The organism is Burkholderia sp. ABCPW 11, assembly GCF_001523445.1.
GTDB lineage: Bacteria > Pseudomonadota > Gammaproteobacteria > Burkholderiales > Burkholderiaceae > Burkholderia.
The window spans coordinates 54,188-72,011 of sequence record NZ_LOVM01000075.1; the positions used below are offsets into that span (position 1 = coordinate 54,188).

A 17,824-nucleotide genomic window follows, 5' to 3' on the forward strand; every position below is an offset into this window, starting at 1 on the left:
CCATTCGCGGTCGGTACGCGCACGCGTGCCCGGCCGCGTTGCACCGCGATGGTGCGCGCGAGCCCGATTCGGCGCGCACCGCGCGTCACGCGCGCTCGGACGGGTCGGTCTTGCGCGCGGTGCTGCGGATCTCGGGCGCGAGCTGCGCGAAGATCCACGCGGACGCGGCCGTGATGATCCCGACGCAGATGAACGTTGCATGGAACGCCGGCAGCGTGTTGCTCGGCGTCACGGTGCGCAGCATGCCGGTGAACGTCGCGAGCAGCGCGCCGGCGACCGTGACGCCGAGGCTCATCGACAGCATCTGCACGAGCGAGAACAGGCTGTTGCCGCTGCTCGCGCCGCCGGTGCCGAGATCCTTCAGCGTCAGCGTGTTCATCGCGGTGAACTGCATCGAGTTGAAGCCGCCGAACAGCGCGAGATGCACGACCTTCACCCACACCGGCACCGTGTCGCGCATCAGCGCGAAGCTCGCCATCATCACGCCGACCATGATCGTGTTCGCGAGCAGCACCTTGCGGTAGCCGTGCCGCGTGATCAGGCGCGTGATGATCCGTTTCGAGAACATGCCGGCCGCCGCGACCGGCAGCATCATCAGCCCGGCCTCGAACGCCGAGTAGCCGAGGCTCACCTGCAGCAGCAGCGGGATCAGGTACGGCATCGCGCCGCTGCCGATCCGCGCGAACAGGTTGCCGAGCAGCCCGACGCTGAACGTGTGGATCTTGAACAACTCCAGCGAGAAGATCGGCTGCGGCGCGCGCACCGCGTACAGCCCGTACGCGACGAAGCACGCGAGGCTCAGGATCAGCAGCACCAGCACGGCCGCGTGCTGCATGCCGAGATCGGCGAGCCCGTCGAGCGACAGCGAGATCGCGACCATCCCGATCGTCAGCAGCAGATAGCCCTTCAGGTCGAAGCGGCCGGCGGCCGGGTTGCGCGAATCGGGCATCGAATAGAAGGTCGCGATGCAGCCCGCGACGCCGACCGGCACGTTGATCAGGAAGATCCAGTGCCACGACGCGATCTTCACGAGCCAGCCGCCGAGCGTCGGGCCGATCAACGGGCCGATCAGGCCCGGAATCGCGACGAACGACAGCGCGGGCAGGTAGCGCTCGGCCGGGAACGTGCGCAGCACCGCGAGCCGCCCGACCGGCAGCAGCATCGCGCCGCCGACGCCCTGCACGACGCGGAACGCGACGAGCTGCGTCAGCGTATGGGCGTTCGCGCACAGCAGCGAGCCGAGCGAGAACACCAGGATCGCGCTGAAGAACACGCGCCGCGTGCCGAACGTGTCGGCAAGCCAGCCCGACACGGGGATCATCACCGCCATCGTCAGCGAGTACGCGATCACGACCGATTGCATCCGCAGCGGCGATTCGCCGAGGCTCGCGGCCATCGACGGCAGCGCCGTGTTGACGATCGTCGCGTCGAGCGTCTGCATGAAGAAGCCCGTCGCAACGAGCCAGAGCATTACGGTGAGGTTCTTTTCGCCGGGAGCGGCGGCGGGTGGGCGTTGGAACATGACGGCGGGGACGGTGGCGCGGGACAGCCGACATTGTAGGGAAAGCCGCCGCGCCGTGCAGTTCGGGGCGCTGTGTCGGGTGGCCCGCCCGGCCCGGCCGCCGGATGCCTGTCTCCGTCGGGCGGCCAGTACAGTTCAGCCGAAAGTGTCTGCGGCCGTATCTGTCCGTGCGCCGCCGCGATCCGAAATACTGGAGGCATCGACCCCGTGCGACCAGGAGGCTGCCATGCGCGAACTGCGACTTTACGTGATGGACGGCGACGAGCCGGCCGGACGGTGGCGGATCGTCGATCGCACGCTGCTCGAGGTGGCCGAAGGCGACGTGTGGGTGACCGTCGAGGGACGGCCCGACGATCACTGGCTGGGCGCGGGCGCATCGCTGACCTTGCTGCCCGGCACGCGCGCGTGGGTCAGCGCCGGGCCGCGCGGCGCGACGTTCGCGTTCGGCCCGCTCGCGGCGCCGGCCGAGCGCGGCGCGTTTGCATGGTGGCGCCCGTTCGCCGCATGGCGCGGCGGCCGGCGTCACGCAGCCGCGTCGCTGCCGACGTAGCGCGCCCGCGGCCGGATCAGCTTTCCGTCCGCGTACTGTTCGAGCGCATGCGCGATCCAGCCGGCCGTGCGGCCGGCCGCGAACAGCGTGAACGCCGCGCCGTCGGGCAGCGCGAGCGTGCGCTCCAGCACCGCGAGCGCGAAATCGATCGTCGGCCGCAGGCCCGTCGCCGCTTCGACGCGCGAAGCGAGCATGCGCGCCATGCGCAGCGCCGGCTGCTCGGGCGTCGAAGCGTGCAGCGCATCGAGCAGCGCCCGTGCGCGCGGGTCGCCGTCGGGGTACAGCGGGTGCGCGAAGCCGGACAGGGCCGTGCGCCCGCCGTCCGCGCGTTCGTCGTGCGCCAGCCGCAGCGCGAGGTAGCGATCGAGATCGGCGGCGCGGGCGGCTTCGTCGAGCAGCGTGCCGGCGCGGAACGTCTCGCCGCCGTGGCGCGGCCCCGACAGCGCCGCGAGCCCGCCCGAGATCGCGCCGAACAGATGGGTGCCGGTCGATGCGATGCAGCGCACCGCGAAGGTCGACGGATTCAGTTCGTGATCGGCGCACAGCACGAGCGCACGCCGCAGCAGGTCGGCTTCGTCGCGCCGCCGCACGCGCCACGCGGCTGCCAACTGGCGGTGCACGGGTGCGTCGCCCGGCGCGATGCCGACGAGCGCCGCCGTCGCGACGCGCAGCAGCAGCGCTGCGGAATCGAGCTGCGCGTTGCGCCCCTGTGCCCACAGGCGCGGCATCGATGCGGCCGCGGCCGGCAGGAGCACCAGCGCCCGTTCGAGCGGTGCGAGATGCGCCCAGCGACGCGCCCAGTCGTCCCACTGCGCCGCATCGAAACCGGTCGATGCGAGCGACGTGGCGGCCAGCCGCGCGGGCGGACAGTCCCACAGCCGTGCGGCCGTTTCTTCGAGCGTCGCTGCGTCGGCCAGTGCGATCGCATCGGCGCCGCGGTACCGCAGGCAGCCGTCGGCGATCTGCGTGATGCGCGATTCCAATACCGGCACGCCCCAGTCGAGCGAACGTTCGGCGACGCCGCCCGCGCGCTTCGCGTCGGCGCGGCGGCGCGCGAGCAGGCGCACCTCGTTCGCGTCGTAGCGGCGGCGCTTGGTCGCGCCGTCGGGCAGCGAGCGCAGCAGGCCGCGGCTCACGTATGCGTAAAGGGTGCTCACGCTGACGCCGAGCATGCCGGCGGCTTCCTGCGCGCTGACGGATGTCATGCCGCTTGCTCCTGTCGCCGCGCATGAAGCGCCGGCTCGCTACAACTATTCGTTATGTATTGATTCGCGCAATCAAGATTGATCGTGCCCGTCGCGAATTCTAGACTCGATTCCGTCTCCCCAACGGCGTCTCCTTCACCATGACACCCGAATTCGCATTGGCGCATCTTTGGCAACTCGCAGACGGCGCGCGCGACGCGCTGGCCCGGACGACCGTGACCGGGCAGGACCCGGCGCTGCCGTCGACGTTTCATGTCGGCACGCTTGCCGCCGCGACGATCGCCGCAGCCGGGCTCGCGGCGGCCGAATGCCATCGGCTGCGAACGGGCGTGGCGCAAACGGTCGACGTGTCGGTGCGCGACGCGCTCGTGGCGTTCCGCAGCGAACGCTACCTGCGCGTGGACGACGGGCCGCCGCCGGAGTTGCGCCATCCGGTGACCGGCTTCTTCGAGACGGGCGACGGACGCTGGATTCAACTGCACGCGAATTTCCCGCATCACCTGCACGGCATTCTCGACGTGCTCGGCTGCGGCTCGCAGCCCGCCGACGTGGCCGCGGCGATCCGTACGTGGGACGGCGCGGCACTCGACACCGCGCTGGCCGAGGCCGGCCTGTGCGCGGCATTGATCAGAACCCCTGACGAATGGGCGGCTCACGAGCAGGCGCGCGCGATCGCGTCGCTGCCGCTGTTCGAGATCGAACGGATCGGCGACGCACCGGCCGAGCCGATCGGCCGCGGCGAGGCCGGCCAGCCGCTGGCGGGCGTGCGCGTGCTCGATCTCACGCGCATCATCGCGGGGCCGGTCGCGGGCCGCACGCTGGCGTCGCACGGCGCGCAGACGCTGCTCGTCAACGGTCCGCACCTGCCGAACATTGCGCCGCTCGTGATCGACAACGGGCGCGGCAAGCGTTCGACGTGGGTCGATCTGCGCGCTGCGGCAGGCGTCGATACGCTGCACGCCCTGGCGCGCGATGCGGACGTGTTTCTGCAATCGTACCGGCCCGGCGCGCTCGCGGCGCGCGGCTTCGCGCCGCAGGCGCTGGCGGCGCGGCGGCCCGGCATCGTCTACGTGTCGGTGTCGGCGTACGGGCATGCAGGACCGTGGGCGGCGCGGCGCGGGTTCGACAGCCTCGTGCAGTCGGCGAGCGGAATCGCCTGGCAGGAGCAGCAGGCCGCGCAGGCGAGCGAGCCGCGCCATCTGCCGTGCCAGGCGCTCGATCATGCAACGGGGTATCTGGCGGCGTTCGGCGCGATGATCGCGCTCGCACGGCGGGCGCGCGAAGGGGGAAGCTGGCACGTGCGGATGTCGCTCGCGCAGACGGGGCGCTGGCTGCAGTCGTTCGGCGTCGTGCCGGACGGGCTGCACGCGCCCGATCTCGCGCTTGCCGACGTGCGGGACCGGATCGACCGCATCGCATCGCCGTTCGGCGTGCTCGACACCGTGCGGCCGGCCGAGCGGTTGTCGGCGACGCCGCCGTCGTTCGCGCGTCCGCCCGTGCCGCTCGGCACCGACGACGCACGCTGGCTGTGAGGGCCGGCGACGCACGCTCGCGTTACTTGCGCAGTTCGACGACGAAATCGTAGTAGTCGTTGCGGCAGTAGGTATCGGTCAGTTCGATCGCGCGCTGGTCGGACGTATAGCCGATCCGCGTGATCAGAAGGAGGGCGTCGTGCGGGGCGATGCCCATCTGCTCGGCGATCTCGTCGGTCGCGTTGACCGCGCGGAAATGCTGCAGCGCGCGCACGATCGGCGTGCCGCGCGCTTCGAGATAGCTGTACAGCGAGCCGACGATCGCCTGCGGGTCGGGAATCAGCGTGGCGGGGAACGTCGAGTTCTCGACGGCCATCACGATGCCGTCGGCGAGACGCAGGCGTTTCAGGCGTGTAACCGATGCGGCCGGCGACAGTCCGAGCTGGATCACTTCGTCGCGGTTCGCGGGCTGGATTTCGCGCGCGAGCCACTGCGAACTCGGCTTGAATCCGCGGCGCTCGAGCATTTCGCTGAAGCTCGACAGCCGCGACAGCGGATCCTCGTAGCGCGGCTGGATGAAGTTGCCCGCGCCCTGTGTGCGGCGGATCAAGCCTTGCTCGACGAGCAGCGCGATCGCCTTGCGCGCGGTGATGCGCGACACGCCTAGCGCTTCGGACAACACACGCTCGGAGGGCAGCGCTTCGCCGGCCGTCCAGCGGTTGTCGTGGATCGCGTCGCCGAGCTTGCGGGCGAGCTGCAGGTAGAGCGGCGTATCGTTGTCGGGGTCGGGGCGCAGGTCCTGCCAGCGGTCGTCCGTGGGTGCCTTCATACAATGGGTATCGATCAGGTTGCGGCCATTCTAAGTCATCATGCCGCGCCGTTATAGCCGGTTTTTGCCGTGTAATAGGCCGGGGGCGCACCGATTGACTACACTGATGCGTCGTATCCGATGCTTCGGCCGCGGTGTGCGGCCACGAATCCGCAACGAGGAACGCATGACAGACACGATCGCCACGGTCGTCTTGCCGAACGGCGAGACGATTCCGAAGCTGGGCCTGGGTACCTGGGAAATGGGCGAGCGGCCGGCGCGGCGCGCGGACGAGATCGCCGCGCTGCGCGAGGGCATCGAACTCGGGATGACGCTGGTCGATACGGCCGAGATGTATGGCGACGGCGCGACCGAGGAGCTCGTCGGCGACGCGCTCGCGGGCCTGCGCGACGACGTGTTTCTCGTCAGCAAGGTCTATCCGCACCATGCGAGCCGGCGCGGTGTCGTCGCCGCGTGCGACGCGAGCCTCAAGCGCCTGCGTACCGACCGCCTCGACCTGTACCTGCTGCACTGGCGCGGCTCGGTGCCGCTCGAAGAAACCGTCGCGGGCTTCGACGCGTTGCAACGTGCGGGCAAGATCCGCCACTGGGGCGTGAGCAATTTCGATACGGCCGACATGGCCGAACTCGTCGGCGAGGTGGGCGGCGGTGCGTGCGCAACCAACCAGATTCTCTACAACATCGCGCGACGCGGCCCGGAATTCGACCTGCTGCCGTGGCTGGCCGACCATCGGATTCCGGCGATGGCGTATAGCCCGGTCGATCACGGGCGGCTGCCCAAACGCTCGCCGCTCGACGAGATCGCGCGGCTGCGCGGCGTGTCGGTGATGCGCGTCGCACTGGCATGGGTGCTCGCGCAGCCGGCTGTATTCGCGATTCCGAAGGCGTCGCGGATCGAACACGTGCGCGACAACCGCGCCGCGCTCGACTTGGTGTTGAGCGATGACGAGCGCGCGCAGCTTGACGCGTATTTCCGTCCGCCGCGCAGCAAGCGCGCGCTCGAGATGCTCTGACCGTATTCGGCCGGGCAACGCTTCGTCGGGTCAGTGATTGCCGCCGGACGATCCGCCGTTGCCGTGACCGCCGCCGTTGCCGTTACCGGCGCCACGGCCGTTGCCGACGCCGTTGGCCCCGCCGTTGCCGGCGCCGCCACTGCCATTGCCGTTACCGTTGCCGCCGCCATTGCCGTGGCCGCCGGTGCCATTGGCGCCGTTGCTCCCGCCGCCGTGACCCGCGCCCCCACCGCCGTTACCGTTTCCGCCACCGTTGCCCGCGCCGCCGCTATTGCCACCATTACCACGGCCGTTGCCGACACCGTTAGCGCCGCCATTGCCGGCTCCGCCACTGCCGTTGCCATTGCCGTTGCCGCCACCATTGCCGTGACCGCCGCCACCGTTGCCACCGCCATTGCCATTGCCATGGCCGCCGCCATTGCCGTGACCGCCACCGCCGTCACCATGGCCGCCACCGTTGCCGTGACCACCACCGCCGTTGCCATTGCCGCCGCCGTTGCCGTGACCACCACCGCCATCGCCATGGCCGCCACCGTGGCCGCCGCCGTCACCATCGCCACCACCACCGTGGCCACCGCCACCCGAAGTACCGCCACCCGAAGTACCGCCACCCGAAGTACCGCCACCCGAAGTACCGCCGCCCGAGGTGCCGCCACCCGAAGTACCGCCACCCGAAGTACCGCCGCCCGAGGTACCACCGCCCGAGGTGCCGCCACCCGAGGTGCCGCCACCCGAAGTACCGCCACCCGAGGTGCCGCCACCCGAAGTACCGCCACCCGAGGTGCCGCCACCCGAAGTACCGCCACCCGAACCACCGTTACCCGAACCACCGTTACCCGACGCATTGCCTCCCCGGCCCGTGCCGCTCGTACTGCCTGAAGTTCCGCCTGTCGTTCCACCGACACCGGCCGGTCCGACGGCCCCGTTCCCGTTATTTCCGCCGCTACCGTTGCCACCGCCACCGCCGCTACCGGTGCCACTGCCGTTTCCATTCCCACTGCCGCTGCCGCTCGCACCGGCACCGCCATTACCGACGCCCCGGCCGGCATAAACGTGCGCCGCGCACGCGGCCGGATTGGCGGCGCACGGCGATGCGTTCTCGACCAGCGTCATGATGGTGTCCGCGCTGGCGTTCGCGTCGGGCGTGGCGTCAGGCGTGGTGTTCTGTGCGACGGCATACGAGCAGCAGCACGCAAACGCGGCCGCGGCCAGCAAGGTTGCACGAGGGCGCCGTCCCGCCGCGCGGAACGGTTGTTTCGTCTTATGCATCATGGCCTCCCCATGCGCGCGATGCCTCGTTGCCGCGCGACGATCTACGTGTGGTGCAGGGGGGCGTAAAAGATTCGTTGTCCTATCGTCGGCCGATGGCCGTCGGGCCGGCGCTCGACGCCAGCCGCGAATGCGAATCGGCACGCGGGCCCGCCGTGCGAATCCCTATCTGCGAGATTCGTGCCATCGGCCGCTTGGGCCCGTGGCGAAAGGCGGGCGTCGTCGCGTGACCACGCCTGCAACGTCGCAGGGGGGCGTTTTGTTTCCGGAATGAAACGTCGGGCGCGTCGTTCAGCGCGCAGGCGCGTCGGCCGCACGTTGCCAGCGGTGGAACAGGATCGACGCGATCCAGCAGACGAGGAACAGCGCGACGATGCCGTAGCCGATCGAGCCGAAGCGTTCGCCGAGCGCATCGAGCGTGTCGCGCACGGGGCCCGTCAGCGACAGCTTGTCGGCCAGCAGGCCGGCCGCCTCGATCCCGCCGATCGCCAGCGCGACGGCCGCCGACACGAACGTGATGCTCGCGTTGTAGAGCAGCTTGCGCTGCGGATCGTCCATTGCCCAGCCGTATGCGTGAATCATCAGGACGTTGTCGGTCGAGTCGATCAGCGTCATGCCGGCGGTGAATAGCGCGGGGAACAGCATGATCGTATAGACCGGCAGCCCCTGGCTGGCCTGCGCGGCGGCGATCGCGAGCAGGCCGATTTCGGTTGCAGTATCGAAACCGAGCCCGAACAGCACGCCGACCGGATACATGTGCCAGCTCTTCGACACGAACCGGAACAACGGGCGCAGCAACCGCGAGACGAGTCCGGCGGGACGATGATCATGCGCGCCGTCGTGCGTGTGCCCGGATGCGCCGCGATAGCGTCGCCACACGTCGCGCAGGATCGCCAGGTTCACGCATGCGAGCACCAGCAGGAACGTGGCCGATACCGCCGTGCCGATCGTGCCGCCGATCTCGCGGAACGCATCGAACCGGTCGCGCAGCGCAAACGCGGCGAGCGCGATGCCGAGCGTCGCGGCGATCACGATCGTCGAATGGCCGAGCGAGAAGAACAGGCCGACGCTCACCGGACGCTGGCCGTCCTGCATCAGCTTGCGCGTCGCGACGTCGATCGCGGCGATGTGATCCGCGTCGACCGCATGACGCAGCCCGAGCCCGTACGCGATCGCCGCGGTGCCGAGCAGCAGCGGATGGTCGCGCAGCACCGCGAGCGCCCACAGCCAGACGGCGACGTTCGCGGCGATCAGGCCGGCATAGAGGGCCAGCAGGTGGCGCAGGGCAGGGGTGGGCGGCATCGGGCGGGTTCCATCTGACGATTCGCCATCCATTGTGGCACGCGAAAAAAAGCTCGGCGTATCGATCAACAAGTCGCGAGCGCGATGCGCCGCGCCGGATGAAAAAAAGCCCGTCCGGAACCGGACGGGCTTCGCGTGCATGCGCCGGGGCGCGCGCGGCGCTTACTTCGTCTTCGCGTTGATCACGGCTTCCGACACGTTCGCCGGCGTTTCCGCGTAATGCTTGAACTCCATCGTGTACGTCGCACGACCCTGCGTCGCCGAGCGCAGCGACGTCGAATAGCCGAACATCTCCGCGAGCGGCACCTCGGCGCGCACCAGCTTGCCGCCGCCGCCCGCGATGTCCTCCATCCCTTGCACGATGCCGCGCCGGCTCGACAGGTCGCCCATCACGTTGCCCATGAAGTCCTCGGGCGTCTCGACCTCGACGGCCATCATCGGCTCGAGCAGCACGGGCTTTGCCTTGCGCATCGCTTCCTTGAACGCCATCGAGCCGGCCATCCGGAACGCGTTTTCGTTCGAGTCGACGTCGTGGTACGAGCCGAACGTCAGGTGCACCTTCACGTCGACGACCGGGTAGCCCGCGAGCACGCCGCTCTTCAGCGTGTCCTGGATGCCCTTGTCGACCGCCGGGATGTACTCGCGCGGAATCACGCCGCCCTTGATCTCGTCGAGGAACTCGTAGCCCTTGCCCGGGTTCGGCTCGAGCGTGATCACCGCATGGCCGTACTGGCCGCGACCGCCCGACTGCTTGACGAACTTCCCTTCGACGTCGGCGGCCGTCGTGCGCACCGTCTCGCGATATGCGACCTGCGGCTTGCCGACCGTCGCTTCGACGCCGAACTCGCGCTTCATCCGGTCGACCAGGATTTCGAGGTGCAGCTCGCCCATCCCCGAAATGATGGTCTGGCCGGACTCTTCGTCGGTCTGCACGCGGAACGACGGATCTTCCTGCGCGAGGCGGTTCAGCGCGAGGCCCATCTTTTCCTGGTCGGCCTTCGTCTTCGGCTCGACGGCCTGCGAGATCACCGGCTCCGGGAATTCCATCTTCTCGAGGATGATCGGCTTGGCCGGATCGCACAGCGTGTCGCCGGTGGTCGCTTCCTTCAGGCCGACGGCCGCCGCGATGTCGCCCGCGCGCACTTCCTTGATTTCCTTGCGCTCGTTCGCGTGCATCTGCAGGATCCGCCCGAGCCGCTCCTTCTTGTCCTTCGTCGCGTTGAGCACCGTGTCGCCCGACTCGACGACGCCCGAATACACGCGGAAGAAGATCAACTGGCCGACGAACGGGTCGGTCATGATCTTGAACGCGAGCGACGAGAACGGCTCGTCGTCGCTCGGATGACGTTCCGCCGGCTTTTCCGGATCGGCGAAATCGTGGCCGAGGATCGCGGGCACGTCGACCGGCGACGGCAGATAGTCGATCACCGCGTCGAGCATCGCCTGCACGCCCTTGTTCTTGAACGCGCTGCCGCATAGCATCGGCACGATCTCGTTCGCGATCGTGCGCTGGCGCAGCGCGGCCTTGATCTCGTCCTCGGTCAGCGATTCATGGTCGTGCAGATACTTCTCGAGCAGTTCCTCGCTCGCTTCGGCCGCGGCCTCGACCATCTTCTCGCGCCATTCGTGCGCGAGCTCGACCAGGTTCGCGGGGATGTCCTCGTACGTGAACTTCACGCCCTGGCTTTCGTCGTCCCACACGATCGCCTTCATCTTCACGAGATCGACGACGCCCTGGAAATGATCTTCGGCGCCGATCGGAATCTGGATCGGCACGGCGACGCCTTTCAGGCGGTCGCCGATCTGCTTCTGCACGCGGAAGAAGTCGGCGCCGATCCGGTCCATCTTGTTGACGAACGCGATGCGCGGCACCTTGTACTTGTTCGCCTGGCGCCACACGGTTTCCGATTGCGGCTGCACGCCGCCGACCGAATCGTAGACCATGCACGCGCCGTCGAGCACGCGCATCGAACGCTCGACTTCGATCGTGAAGTCGACGTGCCCGGGCGTGTCGATGATGTTGATCCGGTGTTCCGGATAGTTGCCGGCCATGCCCTTCCAGAAGGCCGTGGTCGCCGCCGACGTGATCGTGATGCCGCGTTCCTGCTCCTGCTCCATCCAGTCCATCGTGGCCGCACCGTCGTGCACTTCACCGATCTTGTGGCTCACGCCGGTGTAAAACAGGATGCGCTCGGTCGTCGTGGTCTTGCCGGCATCGATGTGAGCGCTGATCCCGATATTTCGATAGCGCTCGATGGGGGTTTTGCGGGGCACGTGAACCTCCTGGTGGTTCGGATCGTAAGCGGGCCGGCTGGAGCCGGCCCGGGCTGGAACAAGCGAGACTTCAAGCATAGCGCTTGCGCGTGGCTTTTGCAGATGCGGCCGGCGCAGGCGGAATCAAGGCGCGCACCGCCGCCGGCGGGCAAAAAAAAGCCGGCGCGCCACGGGCGGCCGGCTTGCGGTCGGTGCGCGGCGCGATGCCGCCGCGCGGGCCGTTGCCGTTACTGGGCCCGCGGCAGGCCGTCGAGCTTCATGCCGGGCTTGATGCCCTTCGCGGCAAACCAGCCCTTGCTCATTTCGAGCGCATAGACGCCGTTGTTGCGCGGACAGTGGTTGTCGGTCGTCTCGGCCTTCATCTCGTCGATGTCGGTGATCGTGCCGTCCGCGCGGATGAACGCGATCGACAGCGGAATCAGCGTGTTCTTCATCCAGAAACAGTGCACGGCGTTCTCGTTGAAGACGAACAGCATGCCTTCGTTCGGCGCGAGCTGCGAACGGTACATCAGCCCCTGTTCGCGATCGGCGTCGTTGGCGGCGACGGCCGCGTCGATCACATACATGCCGGCGCGCAGCTTCACGCGCGGGAACTCGCTCGGCTGCTTGGCGCCAGGCGGCACTTGCGCGCCGGCGGCCTGCATGCCGAGCGCGAGGACGGCGAGGGCGGCGGGAAACACGGCGGCGCGCGCAAGGCGGCCGAGCGACTGGCGCAGGGAGAATGGCACAGCATGGCTCCTGTCTGGAAAACGAGACCCGCATGGTACGCGATGCGCGCCGGCGGGCACAAAAAAGAAAAAGGCAGATCGCCTTGCGGTGATCTGCCTTTCAACGCCGTAAGAACGGCAGAACTGCGTGTTCTTGACTGCGTTATTACAGCTTGCTTACTTAGTTCGAAGCAGCTGCCGGTGCTGCTGCGTCGCTTGCTGCAGCCTTCTTCGATGCCTTGTGGTGCTTCTTGGCAGCGTGGTGCTTCTTGGCAGCGTGCTTAGCCGGTGCCGAAGCAGCTTCTGCTGCTGCCGGAGCAGCTTCCGGAGCCGAAGCTTGTGCGAAAGCAGCCGTTGCGAAGAGGCCAGCGACCAGAGCGGCGATCAGTTTGTTCATGTTGTGTTCCTCAGCTTTAGTTAATTAACCAAATGACCCGGCAATAGGAGTCATGTCGTCTAACGGTGCCATCCACCTTTCGGTTGACAGACGCTTCGAGAAATTTCTCTTTGCGCTGCGGGCGCCGAATCGTATTCGAATAAAACGTCGCTTTCGTGACGCAAACACGGGTTCGGCTGCCAATGCCGGATAGCTAAGGTTGGCATCTGCGTGGTTTAACGCGCGATCTCCGCGGGCGGTTGACGAAAAAGACGACGAAAAAATTCGCGCATCCCGGATGCGTCATCCGGCGGGCGCGAAACCGTCCCACGGCGCGCGCGGCGGCAGGGCGATCGTTTCGCCCGGCGCAATGCCGAGCGCGAATATATCGAGCGCGCCGATGCCGACGCGCACCAGGCGCAACGTCGGGAAGCCGACGGCCGCCGTCATCCGGCGCACCTGCCGGTTCTTGCCCTCGGTGATCGCCAGCTCGATCCAGGTGGTCGGGATCGCGGCGCGGTAGCGGATCGGCGGATTGCGCGGCCACAGCGTGTCGGGCGGCTCGATGAATTCGGCGCGGCACGGGCGCGTCACGTAGTCGCCGAGGTCGACGCCGCGTGCGAGCGCCTTCAGGTCGGCGGGCCCCGGCGCGCCGTCGACTTGCGCCCAGTAGCGTTTCACCAGCTTGTGGCGCGGCTCCGCGATGCGGGCCTGCAGCGCACCGTCGTCGGTGAGCAGCAGCAGCCCCTCGCTGTCCGCGTCGAGCCGGCCGGCCGCGTACACGCCGGGCGTTTTTACCCAGTCGCCGAGCGACGGCCGCGTCTCGTGCGCGGAAAACTGGCAAATCGTGCCGAACGGCTTGTTGAGGGCGATCAGGTTCATGGCGGGGGCCGCCCGGCGCCCCGCGGGAAGCCGGGGCGGGCGGTCTATGGTAAATGGCGGAATCTTAATGCATAATACGGAACGGCAAGTCCTCTGTCTTATATAAGACATAAGTGAGGGCTTGATGCGCAGTGTCGCGGTTCGCGCCGAAGTGCCCGGTTGGGGCGCTAGAATAGCGGCTCGCTGTTGCCGTCGCGGGGTGGCCATGCCGCGCCCCCGCCGCGCGCGCAGTTTCGACCAGCATCACCTGCTCAGCCACGTCACTGGAGTCGATCATGCCGTATCAGCACATCAAGGTTCCGGAGGGCGGTGACAAGATCACCGTCAACAAGGACTTCTCGCTCAACGTTTCCGATCAGCCGATCATTCCCTATATCGAAGGCGACGGTACGGGCTTCGATATCACGCCGGTCATGATCAAGGTCGTCGACGCGGCGGTCGCGCATGCCTACAAGGGCAAGCGCAAGATCCACTGGATGGAGATCTTCGCGGGCGAGAAGGCGACCAAGGTGTACGGTCCGGACGTGTGGCTGCCGGACGAAACGCTGCAGGTGCTGAAGGAATACGTGGTGTCGATCAAGGGGCCGCTCACGACCCCGGTCGGCGGCGGCATCCGTTCGCTGAACGTCGCGCTGCGCCAGGAGCTCGACCTGTACGTGTGCCTGCGTCCGGTCCAGTACTTCAAGGGCGTGCCGTCGCCGGTGCGCGAGCCGCAGAAGATCGACATGGTGATCTTCCGCGAGAACTCGGAGGACATCTACGCGGGCATCGAATGGGCGGCGGGCTCCGAGCAGGCGAAGAAAGTGATCAAGTTCCTGCAGGACGAGATGGGCGTGAAGAAGATCCGTTTCCCGGAAACCTCGGGGATCGGCGTCAAGCCCGTGTCGACCGAAGGCACCGAGCGCCTCGTGCGCAAGGCGATCCAGTACGCGATCGACAACGATCGCAAGTCGGTCACGCTGGTGCACAAGGGCAACATCATGAAGTTCACGGAAGGCCTGTTCCGTGATGCCGGCTACGCGCTCGCGCAAAAGGAATTCGGCGGCGAGCTGATCGACGGCGGCCCGTGGATGCGCGTGAAGAACCCGAAGACGGGCAACGAGATCGTGATCAAGGATTCGATCGCCGATGCGTTCCTGCAGCAGATCCTGCTGCGCCCGGCCGAATACGACGTGATCGCGACGCTGAACCTGAACGGCGACTACATCTCCGACGCGCTGGCCGCGCAGGTCGGCGGCATCGGGATCGCGCCGGGCGCGAACCTGTCGGATTCGGTCGCGATGTTCGAGGCGACGCACGGCACGGCGCCGAAGTACGCAGGCAAGGATTACGTGAACCCGGGTTCCGAGATCCTGTCGGCGGAAATGATGCTGCGCCACCTCGGCTGGACGGAAGCAGCCGATACCATCATCTCCGCGATGGAGAAGTCGATCCTGCAGAAGCGCGTCACGTACGACTTCGCGCGCCTGATGGAAGGTGCGACGCAGGTATCGTGCTCCGGTTTCGGCGAAGTGCTGATCGAGAACATGTAAGACCCCTTCCGGGGTGGGCCGGCAGGTTGCCGGCCGCCCCGGCGCTGACTGCCGGCGCCGGAGCGTTTCGTGGATGGCAGGTTTTGTTGGCAGGGCGGCCCGGCATGCGGGCCGCGGCGCCGCGATGCGGCCCGCAAGCCCTGCAAGGTAGACCATGACGGCCCTCGCAACACCACCGCCCGGCTGAACCGGCGCGCCCCTTTCGCGATCGACCCGGTCGCTCCCCGCCGGTTACCGCCGGCGCTCCTCAGTCCCATCATCACGTAGCAATGCTTTGACCACCATGTCCACTTCGCCCAAGATCATCTACACCCTCACCGACGAAGCGCCGGCGCTCGCGACCTATTCGCTGCTGCCGATCGTCAAGGCCTTCACGCGTTCGTCCGGCGTCGCCGTCGAAACGCGCGACATCTCGCTCGCCGGCCGCATCATCGCGGCATTCGCAGACGTCCTGCCGTCGGAGCAGAAGGGTTCCGACGATCTGGCCGAGCTGGGCCAGCTCACGCTGAAGCCGGAAGCGAACATCATCAAGCTGCCGAACATCAGCGCATCGGTGCCGCAACTGAAGGCCGCGATCGCCGAACTGCAGGCGCAGGGCTACGCGCTGCCGGCCTATCCGGAAGATCCGTCGACGGACGAAGAGAAGGCCGTCAAGGCGCGCTACGACAAGATCAAGGGCAGCGCGGTGAACCCGGTGCTGCGCGAAGGCAACTCCGACCGCCGTGCGCCGCTGTCGGTCAAGAACTACGCACGCAAGCATCCGCACAAGATGGGCGCGTGGAAGCCGACGTCGAAGGCCCACGTCGCGCACATGACCGAGGGCGACTTCTACGGCAGCGAGAAGTCGGCGCTGATCGCCGATGCCGGCAGCGTGAAGATCGAACTCACGACGGCCGACGGCGTGAAGAAGGTGCTGAAGGAAAAGACGGCCGTGAAGGCGGGTGAAGTGATCGACGCTTCGGTGATGAGCCGCAAGGCGCTGCGCAGCTTCATCGAAGCGCAGATCGCCGATGCGAAGGCGCAGGACGTGCTGTTCTCGGTGCACCTGAAGGCGACCATGATGAAGGTCTCGGACCCGATCCTGTTCGGTCACTTCGTGTCGGTGTTCTACCGCGACGCGCTCGCGAAGCACGCGGACGTGCTGGCGAAGGTCGGTTTCAACCCGAACAACGGGATCGGCGATCTGTACGCGCGCCTGAAGGATCTGCCGGCCGACACGCGCGAAGCGATCGAGGCCGACGTCAAGGCCGAATACGCGGTGCGCCCGCGTCTCGCGATGGTCAACTCGGACAAGGGCATCACGAACCTGCACGTGCCGAGCGACGTGATCGTCGACGCATCGATGCCGGCGATGATCCGCGATTCGGGCGGCATGTGGGGCCCGGACGGTCAACTGTACGACGCGAAGGCCGTGATTCCGGACCGCTGCTACGCGGGCGTCTACCAGGCCGTGATCGAGGACTGCAAGCAGCACGGCGCGTTCGATCCGGTCACGATGGGCAGCGTGCCGAACGTCGGCCTGATGGCGCAGGCGGCCGAAGAATACGGTTCGCACGACAAGACGTTCCAGATCCCGGCGGACGGCGTCGTGCGCGTCATCGACGAAGCCGGCAACGTGCTGCTCGAGCACGCAGTCGAGTCGGGCGACATCTGGCGCATGTGCCAGACGAAGGACGCGCCGGTGCAGGACTGGGTCAAGCTGGCCGTCAACCGCGCCCGCGCGACCGGCGCGCCGGCCGTGTTCTGGCTCGATCCGGCGCGCGCGCACGATGCGCAGATCATCGCGAAGGTCGAACGCTACCTGAAGGATCACGACACGAACGGCCTCGACATCCGCATCATGACGCCGGTCGAAGCGACGCGTTTCTCGCTCGAGCGCATTCGCGCGGGCAAGGACACGATTTCGGTCACCGGCAACGTGCTGCGCGACTACCTGACCGACCTGTTCCCGATCATGGAACTCGGCACCAGCGCGAAGATGCTGTCGATCGTGCCGCTGATGGCCGGCGGCGGAATGTTCGAAACGGGGGCGGGCGGCTCCGCACCGAAGCATGTGCAGCAGTTCGTCGAGGAAGGCTTCCTGCGCTGGGATTCGCTCGGCGAATTCCTCGCGCTGGCCGCGTCGCTCGAACATCTCGGCAACGCTTACCGGAACCCGAAGGCGCTCGTCCTCGCGAAGACGCTCGACCAGGCGACCGGCAAGTTCCTCGACGAGAACAAGTCGCCGGCGCGCAAGGTCGGCGGCCTCGACAACCGCGGCAGCCATTTCTACCTGTGCCTGTACTGGGCGCAGGCGCTGGCCGAGCAGACCGACGACGCCGCGCTGAAGGCGCAGTTCGAAGGCGTGGCGAAGGCGCTGTCCGACAGCGAAGCGCGCATCCTGGAAGAGCTGGCGGCCGCGCAAGGCAAGCCGCAGGCGATCGGCGGCTACTACCGTCCGAACGTCGAGCTGACGAGCCAGGCCATGCGCCCGAGCGCGACGCTGAACGGCATCGTCGACGCGGTTGCCTGACGCCGGCCGCGCAATCGCGCGAGCCGATGCATGTGCGGGCGCGGCGGGTTGAACCGTTCGCCGCCCGGCACTCAAGAAAAACGCCCCGGTCGCCCGGGGCGTTTGTCGTTGCAGGCTTGCCATTCAGACGTGAACGATTTCCCATTCCGCGATTTCGTCCGGCACTTCGAGCGTGGCCGTGTCCAGTTCGGACGGTTGCGCGCAGTCGCCGCGGGAGATGTGGTCGGCCGCTGCTTCCGGGCACGAGAATGCGCCGAGCAGGGCGTTGCCGAACGTCGCTTCCCAGCCGCCGTTTGCCGGCAGGATGTAGAACGACCCGAGCGCTGAACCAAAGCGAAATCCCTTCATTTCCGTTCTCCCTTTCTGATCACGAGCGATTC

At 67.6% G+C, this 17,824-nt stretch carries 15 protein-coding genes; 5 read left to right on the forward strand and 10 right to left on the reverse strand.

Annotated elements, in window-relative coordinates:
* Nucleotides 1–85: 85 nt before the first annotated feature.
* Entirely contained in the window at nucleotides 86–1,522 is a 1,437-nt protein-coding gene (gene mdtD, locus WS61_RS25780; protein WP_034208205.1) for a multidrug transporter subunit MdtD, read from the reverse strand.
* Nucleotides 1,523–1,748: 226 nt separating this feature from the next.
* Between mdtD and WS61_RS25785 the strand changes: the two genes are divergently transcribed.
* Complete coding sequence (locus tag WS61_RS25785; RefSeq protein ID WP_059504694.1) at nucleotides 1,749–2,072, forward strand: DUF2917 domain-containing protein; 324 nt, start codon at nucleotides 1,749–1,751, stop codon at nucleotides 2,070–2,072.
* On the opposite strand, the gene WS61_RS25790 is transcribed toward WS61_RS25785, so the two are convergent.
* Nucleotides 2,045–3,277 (reverse strand): citrate/2-methylcitrate synthase, encoded by a 1,233-nt coding sequence (locus tag WS61_RS25790; RefSeq protein WP_059504696.1) that lies wholly within the window; start codon nucleotides 3,275–3,277, stop codon nucleotides 2,045–2,047. The two genes, WS61_RS25785 and WS61_RS25790, sit on opposite strands and share 28 nt — an antisense overlap.
* A 140-nt stretch (nucleotides 3,278–3,417) precedes the next feature.
* Between WS61_RS25790 and WS61_RS25795 the strand changes: the two genes are divergently transcribed.
* On the forward strand, nucleotides 3,418–4,809 hold the full coding sequence (locus tag WS61_RS25795) for a CoA transferase (RefSeq protein ID WP_059504698.1): 1,392 nt from the start codon (nucleotides 3,418–3,420) through the stop codon (nucleotides 4,807–4,809).
* Nucleotides 4,810–4,831: 22 nt separating this feature from the next.
* Here the strand turns inward: WS61_RS25795 and WS61_RS25800 are convergent, their stop codons facing one another.
* Complete coding sequence (locus WS61_RS25800; RefSeq protein WP_006489667.1) at nucleotides 4,832–5,578, reverse strand: GntR family transcriptional regulator; 747 nt, start codon at nucleotides 5,576–5,578, stop codon at nucleotides 4,832–4,834.
* Between the two features lie 166 nt (nucleotides 5,579–5,744).
* Here WS61_RS25800 and WS61_RS25805 point away from each other — a divergent pair, with 166 nt between their 5' ends.
* Complete coding sequence (locus WS61_RS25805; protein WP_059504699.1) at nucleotides 5,745–6,590, forward strand: aldo/keto reductase; 846 nt, start codon at nucleotides 5,745–5,747, stop codon at nucleotides 6,588–6,590.
* A 30-nt stretch (nucleotides 6,591–6,620) separates the two neighbouring features.
* Here the strand turns inward: WS61_RS25805 and WS61_RS35840 are convergent, their stop codons facing one another.
* The 6 genes from WS61_RS35840 to WS61_RS25830 all read right to left on the reverse strand — a co-directional run bounded on the left by WS61_RS35840 (nucleotide 6,621) and on the right by WS61_RS25830 (nucleotide 13,400).
* Nucleotides 6,621–7,859, reverse strand: a complete 1,239-nt coding sequence (locus WS61_RS35840; protein WP_257127366.1) for a hypothetical protein — start codon at nucleotides 7,857–7,859, stop codon at nucleotides 6,621–6,623.
* Nucleotides 7,860–8,150: 291 nt separating this feature from the next.
* Entirely contained in the window at nucleotides 8,151–9,161 is a 1,011-nt protein-coding gene (locus tag WS61_RS25815) for a HoxN/HupN/NixA family nickel/cobalt transporter (RefSeq protein ID WP_179949704.1), read from the reverse strand.
* 162 nt (nucleotides 9,162–9,323) lie between these two features.
* A complete protein-coding gene (gene fusA, locus WS61_RS25820) occupies nucleotides 9,324–11,435 on the reverse strand; it encodes an elongation factor G (RefSeq protein ID WP_059504705.1) in 2,112 nt (703 codons plus the stop codon).
* A gap of 227 nt (nucleotides 11,436–11,662) precedes the next feature.
* The gene (locus WS61_RS25825) at nucleotides 11,663–12,163 is read right to left on the reverse strand and encodes a DUF192 domain-containing protein (protein ID WP_059504707.1); all 501 of its coding nucleotides are present in this window, start codon (nucleotides 12,161–12,163) and stop codon (nucleotides 11,663–11,665) included.
* Nucleotides 12,164–12,323: 160 nt separating this feature from the next.
* Nucleotides 12,324–12,539 (reverse strand): hypothetical protein, encoded by a 216-nt coding sequence (locus tag WS61_RS34250; protein WP_011352970.1) that lies wholly within the window; start codon nucleotides 12,537–12,539, stop codon nucleotides 12,324–12,326.
* A 282-nt stretch (nucleotides 12,540–12,821) separates the two neighbouring features.
* A complete protein-coding gene (locus WS61_RS25830; RefSeq protein ID WP_006490892.1) occupies nucleotides 12,822–13,400 on the reverse strand; it encodes a pseudouridine synthase in 579 nt (192 codons plus the stop codon).
* 275 nt (nucleotides 13,401–13,675) lie between these two features.
* Here WS61_RS25830 and icd point away from each other — a divergent pair, with 275 nt between their 5' ends.
* Nucleotides 13,676–14,932, forward strand: coding sequence for an NADP-dependent isocitrate dehydrogenase (gene icd / locus WS61_RS25840; protein ID WP_059504712.1), 1,257 nt, complete (start codon nucleotides 13,676–13,678; stop codon nucleotides 14,930–14,932).
* A 283-nt stretch (nucleotides 14,933–15,215) separates the two neighbouring features.
* Nucleotides 15,216–17,444: an NADP-dependent isocitrate dehydrogenase gene (locus WS61_RS25845; RefSeq protein ID WP_059504713.1), complete on the forward strand. Its 2,229-nt coding sequence runs from the start codon at nucleotides 15,216–15,218 to the stop codon at nucleotides 17,442–17,444.
* A 123-nt stretch (nucleotides 17,445–17,567) separates the two neighbouring features.
* Here the strand turns inward: WS61_RS25845 and WS61_RS25850 are convergent, their stop codons facing one another.
* Nucleotides 17,568–17,792: a hypothetical protein gene (locus tag WS61_RS25850; protein ID WP_034208193.1), complete on the reverse strand. Its 225-nt coding sequence runs from the start codon at nucleotides 17,790–17,792 to the stop codon at nucleotides 17,568–17,570.
* Nucleotides 17,793–17,824: the final 32 nt, after the last annotated feature.

Bases quoted from the DNA above. Each gene is read 5' to 3' on its own strand.
- mdtD (WP_034208205.1), bottom strand. From the start codon at position 1,522: ATGTTCCAACGCCCACCCGCCGCCGCTCCCGGCGAAAAGAACCTCACC.
- WS61_RS25785 (WP_059504694.1), top strand. From the start codon at position 1,749: ATGCGCGAACTGCGACTTTACGTGATGGACGGCGACGAGCCGGCCGGA.
- WS61_RS25790 (WP_059504696.1), bottom strand. From the start codon at position 3,277: ATGACATCCGTCAGCGCGCAGGAAGCCGCCGGCATGCTCGGCGTCAGC.
- WS61_RS25795 (WP_059504698.1), top strand. From the start codon at position 3,418: ATGACACCCGAATTCGCATTGGCGCATCTTTGGCAACTCGCAGACGGC.
- WS61_RS25800 (WP_006489667.1), bottom strand. From the start codon at position 5,578: ATGAAGGCACCCACGGACGACCGCTGGCAGGACCTGCGCCCCGACCCC.
- WS61_RS25805 (WP_059504699.1), top strand. From the start codon at position 5,745: ATGACAGACACGATCGCCACGGTCGTCTTGCCGAACGGCGAGACGATT.
- WS61_RS35840 (WP_257127366.1), bottom strand. From the start codon at position 7,859: ATGCATAAGACGAAACAACCGTTCCGCGCGGCGGGACGGCGCCCTCGT.
- WS61_RS25815 (WP_179949704.1), bottom strand. From the start codon at position 9,161: ATGCCGCCCACCCCTGCCCTGCGCCACCTGCTGGCCCTCTATGCCGGC.
- WS61_RS34250 (WP_011352970.1), bottom strand. From the start codon at position 12,539: ATGAACAAACTGATCGCCGCTCTGGTCGCTGGCCTCTTCGCAACGGCT.
- WS61_RS25830 (WP_006490892.1), bottom strand. From the start codon at position 13,400: ATGAACCTGATCGCCCTCAACAAGCCGTTCGGCACGATTTGCCAGTTT.
- icd (WP_059504712.1), top strand. From the start codon at position 13,676: ATGCCGTATCAGCACATCAAGGTTCCGGAGGGCGGTGACAAGATCACC.
- WS61_RS25845 (WP_059504713.1), top strand. From the start codon at position 15,216: ATGTCCACTTCGCCCAAGATCATCTACACCCTCACCGACGAAGCGCCG.
- WS61_RS25850 (WP_034208193.1), bottom strand. From the start codon at position 17,792: ATGAAGGGATTTCGCTTTGGTTCAGCGCTCGGGTCGTTCTACATCCTG.